This window comes from Thalassotalea algicola (assembly GCF_012932965.1).
Classification (GTDB): Bacteria; Pseudomonadota; Gammaproteobacteria; order Enterobacterales; family Alteromonadaceae; genus Thalassotalea_F; species Thalassotalea_F algicola.
The window spans coordinates 144,637-158,749 of sequence record NZ_JABBXH010000005.1 but is presented as its reverse complement, the minus strand read 5'-3'; the positions used below and the strand labels follow the sequence as shown (position 1 = coordinate 158,749).

Below are 14,113 nucleotides of genomic sequence, written 5' to 3'. Positions count from 1 at the left end.
TTTATGACTCAAGACGAATTAAAAAAAGCCGTTGGCCAAGCGGCTGTTAAATTTGTAAAACCGGATTCAATCGTAGGTGTAGGTACTGGCTCTACAGTCAATCACTTCATCGATGCATTAGCTGAAATAAAAGATCAAATTAGAGGTGCAGTATCTAGCTCTGAGCAATCGACTGAAAAACTCAAGTCGTATGGTATTGAAGTTTTTAGTTTAAATGATGTCGATCAGCTAGATGTTTATATTGATGGCGCTGATGAAATTACCGAGCATATGCACATGATAAAAGGTGGTGGTGCCGCCCTGACCCGTGAAAAAATTGTCGCAGCCGTTGCCAAAGAGTTTATCTGTATCGCGGACGACAGCAAGCAAGTGGGCGTGCTTGGTCAATTTCCATTGCCGGTTGAAGTGATTCCAATGGCGCGCAGTTATGTTGCACGCGAGCTCGTAAAATTAGGTGGTGATCCTGTATACCGTCAAGGTGTAGTAACCGATAACGGTAATGTTATTCTTGATGTTCACAATATGAGCATTATTGACCCGAAAGCGACTGAAATTGCCATCAATGCAATCGTAGGTGTCGTAACTAACGGTTTATTTGCATGCCGTGGCGCTGATAAGTTATTACTTGGCACAAGCAACGGTGTAAAAGAGTTATAAATAACCAGCAGAATATCTAAATTAACACTTTAGAGTTTTAACACTATATGTTAGTTTAGAAATCTAGCCATCTAAACCAATTGAATGAATGACATGAACAAGAACTCGCTTGCAAAAGAAAAAATTAAGATTTTATTACTTGAAGGTGTACACCAAAGTGCACTTGAAGAACTAAAAGCAAAAGGTTACAGCAATATCGAATATGTAAAAACTTCGTTAGCTGAAGCTGATCTTATTGAAAAAATTAAAGATGTTCACTTCATCGGTATTCGTTCTCGAACTCACCTCACAGACAAAGTGTTAAGCCATGCGAGTAAGTTAGTCGCTATTGGCTGTTTTTGTATCGGTACAAACCAAGTAGAGCTGCCTGCAGCACAAATACGTGGTATTCCAGTATTTAACGCACCATTTTCAAATACTCGCTCGGTTGCTGAGCTAGTATTGGGTGAAATCCTGCTTTTACTTCGCGGCATCCCTGAAAAGAATGCGATGGCACATAGAGGCGAGTGGAATAAATCTGCAGTTGGCTCTGTAGAGGCTCGTGGTAAAACATTAGGTATTATTGGATACGGCCATATCGGTACTCAACTTGGTATTATGGCTGAAACTATTGGCATGAAGGTTCGTTTTTACGATATTGAAACTAAGCTTCCATTGGGTAACGCAAGCCAAGCACCATCGCTTACTGCGTTATTAAAAGAAGCAGATGTCATCAGCTTACATGTACCAGAAACAGTCCAAACACAAAACATGATTGGTGCCGCTGAATTTGAAGTAATGAAGCAAGGTGCTATTTTCATTAACGCCTCTCGAGGCACGGTTGTTGATATTGACGCATTAGCTGAAGCGTTAGGTGCTAAAAAGGTTGGTGGCGCAGCGATTGACGTGTTCCCAGTTGAGCCAAAAGGTAACGATGAAGAGTTTATTTCACCATTACGCGAATTCGACAACTGTATTTTAACGCCACACATTGGTGGTAGTACCCAAGAAGCACAAGAGAACATTGGTTTAGAAGTCGCAAGCAAACTAGCTAAGTACTCAGACAATGGTTCAACACTATCAGCAGTAAACTTCCCTGAAGTATCGCTGCCAGGACACACTGGTACGTCTCGCTTATTACATATCCACCATAACCAACCAGGTGTACTTACTGCAATTAACAACGCTTTTGCTCAACATAACGTTAATATTGCTGCCCAGTACCTACAAACTGACGATAAAATTGGTTACGTCGTAATTGATGTTGAAACTGAAAACAGTGAAGCAGCATTGAATGAGCTTAAGCAAATTGAAGGTACAATTAGAGCACGTATTCTTCACTAGCAATTCAAAGACAAGATTACATCAACAAAAAGCCGAGCTAAATGCTCGGCTTTTTAATTGCTACTATCTCTGCGGTAACTTAAAAGCTAATAATCAGATGTAGTGAAAGGCAGGCGAATACTCCCGCCAAGACATCATCTAACATGATACCCAAGCCGCCATGCACTTTTTTGTCAGCAATAGAAATAGGCCAAGGTTTAAATATATCGAAAATACGAAACAGCACAAACCCTAAAAGAACATTACTCAAAGATAAAGGTACAAATGCCATGGTAATTAAAAAGCCTGCTATTTCGTCCCATACAATGGCAGGGTGATCATGTACATTTACATCTTTAGCGGCTTTATCACAAATCCAAATACCTAAAACCGACACTAGTATGGTTATCGCTAAATAGGCTGCTGGAAATAAATATAGCGCCATTAGCAAATAAATAGGAATTGCCGCTAGTGTACCGAAAGTACCCGGAGCTTTAGGCGCTAGACCAGAACCAAAGCCAACAGCTAGGAACTGAACAGGATCGCTTAATTTAAATAGCTTATGAGCAGGCTGCTTAGTCATGAAGAAAATGCTCAAACCCTTTAGCGTCAATCTGAATAGGCTGATTATCTAAAGTGGTCGTTATTTTGTCATTGCCATTTAGTTGACCAATACAAGTATGCTTAACATTGGCATTGTTTAATGCGGTTTCCATGCCTACTTTATTGTCTTCAGAAACGGTAAACAGTAGCTCGTAATCATCACCACCATTTAATGCCAGCTTAACACCCTGCTCTAGCCCTAACGTTTCAACTAACGCCTGAGATAGTGGTATTGAATCTAAAACTAAGTTTGCACCAACATTTGAAGCCTGACAGATATGATTTAAATCACCTATCAATCCATCAGACAAGTCAATTGCCGAAGAGGCATACTCTTTAAGAAGTTGGCCTGCTAATACTTTTGGCTTAGGGTAATGTAACTTAGTTAACAGTTGGTCACGGTACACTTCTTCTACAGCAACATTTTTAAGCAAATATTGCAATGCAAGTGCTGCATCACCTATTTCACCAGTCACATATATCCAATCGCCAGCATTTGCGCCGGCACGCGTAAGACGTTTATCGACAGGAGTAAGCCCTTGGGCAGTTACCGTTATGCTTAACGGCCCGCTTGTGGTATCACCACCGATTAATTGAACATTATAATATTCTGAGAGCTCAAAGACGCCAGCACAAAACTGTTCCACCCAATCTTCATCAATCGAAGGCATTGATATAGCAAGTGAAATCCAGCTAGGTTCAGCGCCCATCGCAGCTAAATCAGACAAGCTCACAGCAATTGACTTATGACCAATTGCTCGCGGATCTGTATCTTCAAAAAAGTGAACACCTGAAACTAAGGTGTCGGTAGTAATGGCAATATGATGTTTGTCGTCAGCAACAACAATGGCGCAATCGTCACCAATTCCCAACAACACATCTTTTCGCTGAACAGGCTGCTCAGCGAAGTAGCGCTTGATTAGATCAAACTCTTTCATAAGAACTTCTTACGTGAATGGTTTACTCGTTTGGACGAAAGTCTTTAACAATCTTGTCCAATACACCGTTTACAAATTTATGGCTATCGTCTGCTGCGAATGATTTAGCTAATTCAATCGCTTCATTGATGATCACTTTGTATGGTACATCTTGGCAGTCGCTCAGCTCATAAATTGCAGTTCGCAATATTGCTTTTTCAACATGATCGATTTCGTCAAGTGGGCGCTCTACATGCGGTGCAATCGCTTCATCAAGTTGCGATAATTTAGCCGTAACACCACGGAATAATTGCTGAAAATATTCGATATCAAATCGGCGTTTAGCATTTTCTGTTAGAAAGTGTGCTTCAACATCAGCAATTTCGTTGTTACTTAATTGCCATGAATATACGGCTTGAACCGCCAATTCACGAGCTTTTCTTCTAGGAGTAGGTTTCACTATCTAATCCTTATATTAAAGCTGAGACAGCACGTTAACCATTTCAAGTGCACCAAGAGCGGCTTCACCGCCTTTGTTACCCATTTTACAACCAGCACGTTCAATTGCTTGCTCAATAGAATCAGTCGTTATTACACCAAATGAAACAGGAACAGAAGCTGATAAAGCGACTTGCGCTAGGCCTTTATTACATTCACCTGCAACAAAATCAAAATGGGGTGTACCACCACGAATTACCGCTCCGATTGCGATAATTGCGTCAAATTCACTTTTCTCAGCAATTTTTTGTGCTGTTAATGGCAACTCGTATGCACCAGGCACTTTAACAACCGTAATGTCTTCATCGTTTACATTACCGTGGCGCTTTAAGGTATCAACTGCACCTTCTAATAGCGAATTAACAACAAAGTCATTAAAACGTGAAACAACGATAGCAAACTTTTTGCCTTTAGCTTCGAAATTACCTTCGATTACGTTCATTGAATTTTACCTTGGATAAAAAATTGTCGCGATTCTAACAAAAATTAGCAGTTTTAGGTACTTGTTTGTGAGTTAAATAAATTACCTTTCTTATTCAACAATTAGGATTTATCAAGGTATTTAGGTAATATATTATGAAAAACATTAACTTTATTAATTTATGAAATTTTACTTTTCTTCAAAAGATATACCTGAGCTAGCCGATTTATCAATTCAAGATAGACGGGAGAAGCTTTATTTTGCAGAGCAAAAGCTGACTGTACCTGAAAAGTTAATACTTAATTTATTAAAGTTAATAATGTTTATCCCTCCCTTTTTATTTTTAGCAAGACAAGAGTGGGAAATGTTAATTCTCTCGTTAGCTATTTTGTTTGCTATAAAACTTTTCATTTTTAACCCTATAAAAATGACTTTTTACAAAAGACACATAATAAAATAGCCTGTTGAAATTTATACCCATTTAGGGGTAGATTTGAGAAACTTAATATAAATAATAATTAGTACAAACCCTAAAACCCATGAATTTATCCCTAAATTTTTTTGTTCGCTTTATTTTTTGTTCTTTCTCTCTATTGATGTTAAGTAGCTGTATTGGTGAAAATAAACCTGAAGATGAAATTGAAAATGCTGTAATAGATGGTCTTCACTATCATTTTGCTTATAACGGGACAATCGACATCATTGACGAACGTTCATGGGTATTTACTAGCCATACAAAAAACTCATGCTCCTATGACAAAAGAGAAATATGCCGAAAAATAGATATTAACTACGCTGATCGAAATTATAAACCTGATAGGGTGGTTAACCACTCATTCGAATTTCAACTGTTATCAATTAGTCAAAACAACCCACCAGAATATATCATCATTTTTCAAGATTGGGTGCGAATCTATCCTGATGACGAAGATGGCAACCGTCCTATTTCAACGTTGAAAATTGAACACAATAATGGAAAATTTTTCTTAAGGCATTATGACAATAGTTGGCAATGGCTCTACCCAGCTCAAATTGGTAATCCATCTCATTTGCCAAAAAACCGCTTAAACGGTGAAATACACATTGAAATTGGCGTTAATTATCATATTGAGTTCATTATTAGTGATGCTGGTCAAGCTTCGCTAATAGTAAATGATAATGTAATAAGTGACGTTGAATACAAAACCAAATCTGAATCAGGGGTTCACGCTATTCAATGGGGAATGTATTGGAATAAAGGGTATAACGAAGAGCACGATCCCCTAAAGCAAATAATGATCCGCATGGATAACTTTAATACTCCTAAGTAAATAGATAAAGCTAATATGCTTAGAATTAAGTAATCATTAAAACAAAATAAAAGATAGTTGCATTTATTCCACAAGCTTAATCGAGAGGAATGTGAATGAAATTAAGAGAGTAATTAAAGTAGCCAAACTGTCTACTCACTAAGAGTGTACTAGTTTAGAGCACAGCCAAAATTATGAATTTAATATTTATCAAGAAATAACATCATAGGTTTGTAATTACTATTTTAAACAGGTAGTTCCATATACCCTAATTGCATTAAAAGTGCTTCAATTAGGTAGTAATCAGCGTAAATTAATGAAGTATCAACTTCTTTATCTCCAGGCTTATTTCCGGTCGCGTGCATCAGAAGTGCTGGGTATTTATCATCTTGATTAAAGTAGTCTTCAGAAATTAGGCTGTCGACAATTGTCAGGGAAGCCTTTCTAAATTTATCTTCCAGAATTGGGTCATTTGTTTGCTTTGACAGCATCCATAAACCTGATGCAGCTATCGCCCCCGCCGAACTGTCTCTTGGTTCAGACAAGTCATTCACATAAAAATCCCAATAAGGAATTGAATCTTCGGGTAAGTTATCAATAAAATAGTTAGCTAGTTTTTCTGCAGCCACCAAAAATTCTATTTCACCGGATTCGATAAATGCGAGAGTAAAACCATAAAGCCCCCAAGCTTGCCCTCTCGCCCATGTTGAATCGTCTGCTAATCCCTGCACAGTAACTTTGTTAATTACCTCTCCACTCAATGGCGAAAAGTCAACTAAGTGAAAGCTAGTACCATCATTTCTTACATGATTATCCAATGTAGTATAAGCGTGGGCCACCGCTTGCGAATAATATGGTTCTGAATTTAGTACTTTACTGCTATCAAAAAGCAAAGCTAAATTCATCATGTTATCTACAATTACTGGGAAACTATATGAACCAAAGTCCCATGAACGTGTTGCACCTACATTCATATTAAATCTACTAGACAAATTGTTAGTAGCCTTTTCTAACATAGGTAAATAATCTATATCTCCTGTTAACCGATAAGCTTTACCAAAGCTATTATTGATAATAAAGCCCAAATCATGACTCGGCATAGTCGTATGGCTTTCCAATGGTAAAGTCCATGTTTTTGCTTGTTCAAGTATACTCGGGTCAACAATTGATAATTGCCATAAAATGCCAGGAAAAAAGCCATCGGTCCAACTTTTCCAATTGGTTAATACCCAGTGTTCATTCTCAACAGAGCGTGGGTAACCGTCTATCGGGGAGCGCTCTTTCGCAAACTTATAATATTTTTCAATAGCTATTTCAATGACTTGTTCTCGAGATAAATTATTCTCATTTAAGTCTGTAAAATTATGCTGCTTGCTTTCACCGTTGCAACCGATAATAGTAATTGCAATAAAACATATTGCACAGAGTCTTGAAAATTTAATAAAAGATAATTTAAACATAATAGCTTTATTGCAGTGATAATTAGATTCAAGAATGAATCTGATCGTTCGTTTATTAGTTTAGTGTAATTCAAAAGAGAACTGATTTTACAAGTTTTTTTATTCTGCTGTAAGCATTGATGAGATTAACATTTTAAAAAGCCATTTAATGCAAGTTCAATTAATTAATTTAAATAATCTAGTAATTAACTTATATATATTCAATAATCCGATCATAAAAACTTAATATTAAATGGATTTAATAATGAAAAAATATATCAGTTATCTTGTCTTTTTCTTATTACTTGGTTGTAACAGCTAATCAGTTAAAGAAGACACTACAGAAAAAGAAAACCCACCTATTACTTTTGTTAATGATGAGTCATTGGCACCAAAGGTTGAAATAACGTTTCCAATTTCCTCGGCAAAAACGGATGCGTCAACATTAACTATAAAAGGAACAGCAACGGAAGATGATGGAATAGCAGATATTGTTATAGAGGGTGTCTCGGCTGACATTTCTCAAACAAACTCAACAATACAATGGCAAGCCAAAATTCCGGTAAAAAAATCATTTAAACAAAATATTAATATACAAACACAAAGCAGCAACGGGCATAGAAATAACAAAGCAGGTCAATTTTCCTTAAGTTCTTTAGACTTACCGTACATGTTCACAATAGATAATGAGAACCATCGCTTAATAGGCTATTCATCTGGGATTATGGTACTAAATTTATCAGATGGAACAGCATCTACACTTTCAGTTGGTAATATTAGCGGCAGTCATATTACTTATAACAACTCACTTTCGTTAGCAATAACCGCTTCCTCATATGGGGGAAGCCTAAAAGCTTCAGCTGTGTCATTGACCTCAAATTCTGGAGTCTCATTATTTAATTATGATATGAAACAAAATAATCCAGAAATAGATTATTCTTTATTAGAAGATATGCTGCATGTTGAGCCGCAAAATGCGACATACTTTCTTGTCCGCTTAAGGTCAGCAAGAACCAAACTAGCCATCTATAAGTATAGTTTTGACAACGACAAACTCAGTCTATATATGTCGACTGATAAGTTAGATGATTTTTATCATAATGGTGCTCAAGTAGGACAAGGGCGCTTAGCCTTTTTTAATGGCTTATTATATTTTACTGGTTTAGATGATCTAATATTAACAATCGCTAATGAAGGTGAAACACCAGAATTAGCAAAACGCACTTACAATTCACCACTAAAATCAATCAACATACATTCTATTACAGGCTTAGCATACTTGATCGATAGCAGTGGAGTGATCGAATTAAATATTGCAACTGGCGAATTAACACGAATATCTAATGAGGCTGATGAAGCCAACCTAAAAATAGGCTATTTTAGGCATAGCCAAATTGATGAACAAAATAATGAGTTAATGGTATTAGACTTAAGCACTGACACATTAATTGAAATAAACTTATCCACTGGTGAACGAAAAGAGACGTTTAAAAATGGCATAGGCGAAGGAAGAAAACTAACTACTCCAACAGATATTGCTTATTCTAAAAAGAATAAAAAGCTCTATATAGGAGAGAGCGAGTCGAAGATGTTATATAGTATTAACTTAAGCACAGGCGATAGAAGCCCACTATCAAACCTTTCCGTCTATGGAGCAATTAACGACATTCTCATCGATGACGAGTCTCAACAACTCTATGTTTTGCTTAGTAACAATGTGCATTTATTTGACCTCGCTACCAAAACTATTACTGAACTTATCAATGTAAAGAGTAGCAACTATTACAGGGGAACATTTACTGGTTTTGACTTAGATAAAGCAAATAACAAACTGCTCATTACTGACACAGAAAACTCTTCACTAATGGCGCTAGACTTATCAACCAAAGTATTAAATACTTTAACTAGTGGCTTTGGAAATAACAAGGATGGGAATTCTAGTACAACTGATGTAAAAATTAACTCAACAAACAATATCGCCTACGTATTAAGTCAATCATTAGGCGCTATTTTTTCGGTTAACTTATCAAACAATGATAAATCAATCATATTAGATAGTTGCCTAAGCTCCTATAATGAAGAAATACTTGCCCCTGGTGATTGGGGCGTTGAACAATTGTTTTTAGATGAAGATAACCAAGTATTATATGTCGTCGGTAGTGCTTCCTTAGCCATTTATAATATAGAAAGTAATACCTGTGCGGCTCCAAGAGCAGGCTTGGCAAATTCATTCTTTGATATTACCTCAACATCAAAAGATCAACTGGTTGGAACCTATTTCAATGTGGTCAAGCAATTAGATTTGAAAAACGGTGAGCATGTAATTATTTCAAAGTAAAAAATTACAGCGAAATCTAATATTAATGAAAAAAATAATCCTAAGGCCTTGGATTTATTTTCAACCACCAAGGCATTCAAGGGCCAACTTTGTCAGTTAGTCCTTGAATAAATAAAAATGTAGCCATTATCCATGTGCAGGTTTTCATTGTTGTCCTTAACAGATTTAGGAAAACAATAGTATAACCTTACCCTGTTGTTTTTTTTAGATTTATTTTGTTAACCTCTCTACAACATCTAACATCAAGCTGGCCATTTGTTTTCTATCAAACTGAGCTGCTGCCGCTAAACTATTCTGTTGATATTGGTGTAATAGCTTTTCTGAGCTGATAAGTTCGACGACTTTTTCAGCAAGGGTATCGCCATTTTCAGGAGAGCAAATAATACCCGCATTTGCCAGTTCAATAATTTCACTCGCTTCTCCTTTAGGAATAGGGGCAAGCATTGGCAGCCCCATCCCCATTGATTCAAATATTTTAGAAGGTATCACCGTTTTAAAAAGTGGCGTATCTCGTAGGCTAATAAGCGAAACATCACACAAACTCCAAATAGAAGGCATACTTTCTTTCGGCTGACGAGCAATAAAGACAACATTAGTCAACTGCTTTTCATCTACAAGTTTAACTAATTTATCTTTAGCCGCACCACCGCCAGCAAACAGAAAACGAATATTTTCATCAGCCTGTAATAGTTCAGCAGCCTCTATGACATGTTCAAGCGCATGTGCCAAGCCATGTGTACCTATATAACCAACAACAAACTTATTTTCTAATTTGTACTTTTCAGAAAAATATTTATCTTTTTTTCTCTGTAGCTGGTACTTGGACAGGTCAACACCATTTAATACTACTGAAATCTTACCGCCATCAATGCCCCGCTCTATCAACTCCTGTTTAAACGATTTAGTTACAGAGATTATGCTATCAGCGCGTCGGTATAGAAACATTTCTAGTTTTTCTAAAATTTTTATAGCCCAAGAATCTTTCATTGCTCCAACAGCAGTAATTGATGCAGGCCATATGTCTCGCAATTCAAAAACAAACTTTTTGCGTTTAACTGTGGATAATGCCCAGCCGGATACCGCTGTAAAAAATTGCGGGGATGTGGCTACTATAACGTCTACTTTTCGCTGTAATAATCCGGCCAAAAACGATGAAAACATAAAAGAAATAAAGTCGAGTATTCTTAGGACGAAACCTTCATTAGAAGAAATAAAGGTCTTTACTCTAACTACATCAATTCCATCCATATTTGAGCGAGAATATAAAGAATTTTTGTAACCTTCAAATACCCTCCCCTCAGGAAAGTTTGGTGCACAAGTGATCACTGTAACCTTATGCCCTTCTTTCACCCACTCTCTTGCATGCTCGAATGTCCGTGTAGCAGGCGCGTTTCCCTCAGGAGGGAAATTATCTGTAAGAAAAAGAATGTGCATTATTTTGAATTAAATTTCGTTCGTGTTAAATCTAATAAGTATTTAAGTGCTCTTATGTTTTGATTAACAAACAAAGAAAGTGATGCTTTCCAATTACCTTTATTTGTTAACTTAATAAAATCGAAAAATCCATATGGTTCATTAACCAATTTCCGTCTGAGAATCTCAAATGAATTTTTATGAGCGTGATTCATTAGCGGCGAGTGTTTCTGGTAGAAGTTGTTAAATGCTTTTTTGCGTTTATCGGAACTTTCACTAATTCTGCCATGAGCATGATCGGTAAACCACACGTAACTTGCATGTGTCGATTTTTTCGCTACACCAAACTTGCTCACTAGTCTCACCCAAGTATCATAATCTTGAAATGCTGGCATTTCAGGATCAAAACCACCTATAGAGCGTAAATATTCAGTTCGCGTTAACACTTGATTGCCAAGAATATTATAATGAAGCAAATCATCCAAATGCACATCACCAATGTCCATTTTACGAACAATGTCTCCTTGCGGTGTTCGCTCTTTAATTGAGCTAGCAATACATGAATAGTCATCAGATAAGTATTCTTCTAAAAGATGCTCAATACGATTAGGCTCCATAGCATCGTCATCATCCATACCAGTAATAAACTCACCTTTCGCTATATCTATTGCCTTGTTTCTCGCTACACAAGCACCCTGAGCTTTTTCATTCTTAATATAACGTACTTGGTTACTTTCAATAAAAGGCTGTAGCTTTTGGTAGGTATCATCAATTGAACAATCATCTGCAACAATAATTTCAATTGGGCTATATGATTGTCTTAATACTGACTTTATGGCTCTTATAAGCATGTCAGAACGATTATGTGTGGCTATATAAACTGTGACTAACGCATTATTTTGCATTTAATGTCTCTTTATTCAATTGCTGGTACTCCCAATAAACTAATACCGCTAAAAAGAAATACAAAGGTAAAAAGTAAACAGCGGAACTAATAGCGATAACTGAGCCAAGCGTTGGGCAAGCAATTAACATACTGCGCCATGCTAATCTACCACCTATAATTTTCATCACTAAAAAATAAAATATGTAATAATTAATACCAGCATAAATTGTCATTTCTAGATAAAACAAATGTGGTGCAAAATATTCAATGAGTCCGCCCCATTCGTTATTAACGAAAGAAATATTTATGTTGCCAAAACCAATACCAAACACCCAGTTTAATATTGAAAATTCAGATACTAAGTTTAACATTTCAGATAAGGCGAAGGCACGTATTGCCACAGAAAACATGTTACCAGATGAAACAATGGCTTCTAACGCCTCAGTATTTGAAAGAAAATCTAAAGCTTGATAAAAAGTATAAATGACATAATTTAGCTGCTGCTGAAAAACAATCACGATAATAGGGATAACGACTGCCAATGACGTAATAAAGATCACTCTAGCCAATCCACTAGCCAACATTTGTGTTAATACTATTTGAGCTGTCGCTGCTATAAAACAAAGCTTAGCATCAACCACTAATGACAATACCATTAGTGGTATAGTATTAACGTAAAAAGCCCGTTTAAAATTAAGAAAATATAACGATGTATTAAATAAAATAAGTGCCGTTGCATTGGTATTCATATTCGACCAAAATGCTGAGCCTACTTGATATTCACTACCTACTAACGGATAAAAGTTAAATATGGCCTGATTAGCAATCACTTCCAACATGACGATAAATAGATCAACATAAATAAACGTTTGAATTATCTTAAATAACGTCTCTTTTTCTAATGTAATTAAGGCTCTAAAGGAGAAATAGAAAACGGCTAACGTGAAAGTAAAATAAAATAAATAAGTAATATACCTAGTGGAAATAACGCCTAAGTATGCATGCACAACAAACCAGCTTCCGATAAAAACCGAATATACCATACATAACTGTGCTTGCTTAATATCAAGGCTTTTAGTTTTTATAAGATATAGAAAGCCTACTAAGGCTAGAAAAAAAACAGATAAATGGAAGCCCTTCAGTTGCAATAATGCCAGCGAAGGACCTACAACCAGAAACACCATAAAAACAACAAAGCGCCAAGCATGCGAGCTTTTTAAATAAATATTACTTACTGTAGTCGTCATAGAAGGCTATATATTCTTTTTTCATAATATCAATTGCTGCTTGCTGACTATATTTTCGCAATACGTCTTCTCTACCTTGTTTCCCCATTTCAACGACAAGTTGCGGGTTTTCAATTGCCCAAATTAGGCATTGGGCTATCGACTCTGCAGATTCGTAATCACAGACTAATCCAGTATTCTTATTAATGACTACCTCAGGCAATCCACCTGTATTAGCTACGATGCACGGTCGTTCACAGGCTAACGCCTCTATTGCAGCTACACCGAAACTTTCAATCCGACTAGGTACAACAAATAAATCAATCTGGTCAATATAATCAGGTACCTGATTGTTGTTAACCGCTCCAACAAACTCTACATCTTCATAAATGTTCAACTTATCACACTGAACAATTAGCTCATTTTCCAAACTACCGTCACCCACGATCATCAACTTCAGTTTGGCGGCGAATGAGCGGTCTATATCACGGTAGTGACTTTTCAAAGCCGCAAATGCGTCTATTAGTAAATCAATGCCATACTTATATTCTAGGCGTTTAACTACTCCTACGGTAATGAATTCAGAGTTAAATGGTTCAGTTTTGGCGTTAAAACGTGATAAATCAACGCCAAATGGAGTTATAGCAATAGGTAGTTTACGATCACCTATTAATGTACGTGTTTGTTTAGCCATAGCATGACTAGTTGAGGCTATTCTTTTAGCATTGTTTAGTGACTTTCTAATCAACCAATACTTTAATTTAGACTGAAATGGAAATTCATAAACGTCACTTCCCCACACAGACAAAATATAAGGTTTAATATTAGATAATAATGCTAAAGTCCCATAGCCACTTGCATAATGAACGTTAATCACATCGGGGAGCAATCTGTTTATTTCTTTGTTCAGTGCTAGTGCATTTAAAATATACCCTTTGCCACCGCTAAAGGGTAGATATCGAATGTTAACCCTGTCATCCACTTTATCTTCTATTTTATGTTGAGTAATAAGAGTAACAGCAAGATTTGTATCTGCGGCAAGTCCATTAATCCATTTAACGGTATGAAGTAACGAACCTGGTGCTATAAATGCGATCTTTAGTGGAGATGACTTCACAAATTAC

14 protein-coding genes are annotated in these 14,113 nt (G+C 36.4%); 5 read left to right on the top strand and 9 right to left on the bottom strand.

Annotated features, from left to right (window positions below):
* Positions 1-3 precede the first annotated feature (3 nt).
* Both rpiA and serA read left to right on the top strand, forming a co-directional pair.
* Positions 4-657 (top strand): ribose-5-phosphate isomerase RpiA, encoded by a 654-nt coding sequence (gene rpiA, locus HII17_RS15555; RefSeq protein WP_169076290.1) that lies wholly within the window; start codon positions 4-6, stop codon positions 655-657.
* Positions 658-750: 93 nt separating this feature from the next.
* Positions 751-1,980 (top strand): phosphoglycerate dehydrogenase, encoded by a 1,230-nt coding sequence (gene serA / locus HII17_RS15550; protein WP_169076289.1) that lies wholly within the window; start codon positions 751-753, stop codon positions 1,978-1,980.
* Positions 1,981-2,059: 79 nt separating this feature from the next.
* Here the strand turns inward: serA and HII17_RS15545 are convergent, their stop codons facing one another.
* The 4 genes from HII17_RS15545 to ribH are packed head-to-tail and all read right to left on the bottom strand — an operon-like array spanning position 2,060 to position 4,419.
* Complete coding sequence (locus tag HII17_RS15545) at positions 2,060-2,542, bottom strand: phosphatidylglycerophosphatase A family protein (protein WP_169076288.1); 483 nt, start codon at positions 2,540-2,542, stop codon at positions 2,060-2,062.
* On the bottom strand, positions 2,535-3,500 hold the full coding sequence (thiL, locus tag HII17_RS15540) for a thiamine-phosphate kinase (protein WP_169076287.1): 966 nt from the start codon (positions 3,498-3,500) through the stop codon (positions 2,535-2,537). The genes HII17_RS15545 and thiL overlap by 8 nt, the downstream gene beginning before the upstream one ends.
* A gap of 22 nt (positions 3,501-3,522) precedes the next feature.
* Positions 3,523-3,939 carry a transcription antitermination factor NusB gene (nusB, locus tag HII17_RS15535; RefSeq protein WP_169076286.1) on the bottom strand — a complete coding sequence of 139 codons (417 nt, stop codon included), beginning with the start codon at positions 3,937-3,939 and terminating at the stop codon, positions 3,523-3,525.
* Between the two features lie 15 nt (positions 3,940-3,954).
* Entirely contained in the window at positions 3,955-4,419 is a 465-nt protein-coding gene (ribH, locus tag HII17_RS15530) for a 6,7-dimethyl-8-ribityllumazine synthase (protein WP_169076285.1), read from the bottom strand.
* A 160-nt stretch (positions 4,420-4,579) separates the two neighbouring features.
* Between ribH and HII17_RS19405 the strand changes: the two genes are divergently transcribed.
* Both HII17_RS19405 and HII17_RS15525 read left to right on the top strand, forming a co-directional pair.
* A complete protein-coding gene (locus HII17_RS19405) occupies positions 4,580-4,858 on the top strand; it encodes a DUF6170 family protein (protein ID WP_408033891.1) in 279 nt (92 codons plus the stop codon).
* 79 nt (positions 4,859-4,937) lie between these two features.
* On the top strand, positions 4,938-5,708 hold the full coding sequence (locus HII17_RS15525) for a hypothetical protein (protein WP_169076284.1): 771 nt from the start codon (positions 4,938-4,940) through the stop codon (positions 5,706-5,708).
* Between the two features lie 224 nt (positions 5,709-5,932).
* On the opposite strand, the gene HII17_RS15520 is transcribed toward HII17_RS15525, so the two are convergent.
* Entirely contained in the window at positions 5,933-7,147 is a 1,215-nt protein-coding gene (locus tag HII17_RS15520; RefSeq protein ID WP_169076283.1) for a glycoside hydrolase family 88 protein, read from the bottom strand.
* Between the two features lie 364 nt (positions 7,148-7,511).
* Between HII17_RS15520 and HII17_RS15515 the strand changes: the two genes are divergently transcribed.
* Entirely contained in the window at positions 7,512-9,464 is a 1,953-nt protein-coding gene (locus HII17_RS15515; protein ID WP_169076282.1) for a YncE family protein, read from the top strand.
* Positions 9,465-9,674: 210 nt separating this feature from the next.
* On the opposite strand, the gene HII17_RS15510 is transcribed toward HII17_RS15515, so the two are convergent.
* Genes HII17_RS15510 through HII17_RS19235 form a run of 4 tightly spaced genes read right to left on the bottom strand, consistent with a single transcriptional unit; the run spans position 9,675 to position 14,106 of the window.
* The gene (locus HII17_RS15510) at positions 9,675-10,898 is read right to left on the bottom strand and encodes a glycosyltransferase family 4 protein (RefSeq protein ID WP_169076281.1); all 1,224 of its coding nucleotides are present in this window, start codon (positions 10,896-10,898) and stop codon (positions 9,675-9,677) included.
* Complete coding sequence (locus tag HII17_RS15505) at positions 10,898-11,782, bottom strand: glycosyltransferase (RefSeq protein ID WP_169076280.1); 885 nt, start codon at positions 11,780-11,782, stop codon at positions 10,898-10,900. Before HII17_RS15505 ends, HII17_RS15510 begins: the two co-directional genes overlap by 1 nt.
* The gene (locus tag HII17_RS15500; protein WP_169076279.1) at positions 11,772-13,010 is read right to left on the bottom strand and encodes a hypothetical protein; all 1,239 of its coding nucleotides are present in this window, start codon (positions 13,008-13,010) and stop codon (positions 11,772-11,774) included. Before HII17_RS15500 ends, HII17_RS15505 begins: the two co-directional genes overlap by 11 nt.
* Positions 12,991-14,106 carry a glycosyltransferase gene (locus HII17_RS19235; protein WP_169076278.1) on the bottom strand — a complete coding sequence of 372 codons (1,116 nt, stop codon included), beginning with the start codon at positions 14,104-14,106 and terminating at the stop codon, positions 12,991-12,993. Before HII17_RS19235 ends, HII17_RS15500 begins: the two co-directional genes overlap by 20 nt.
* Positions 14,107-14,113: the final 7 nt, after the last annotated feature.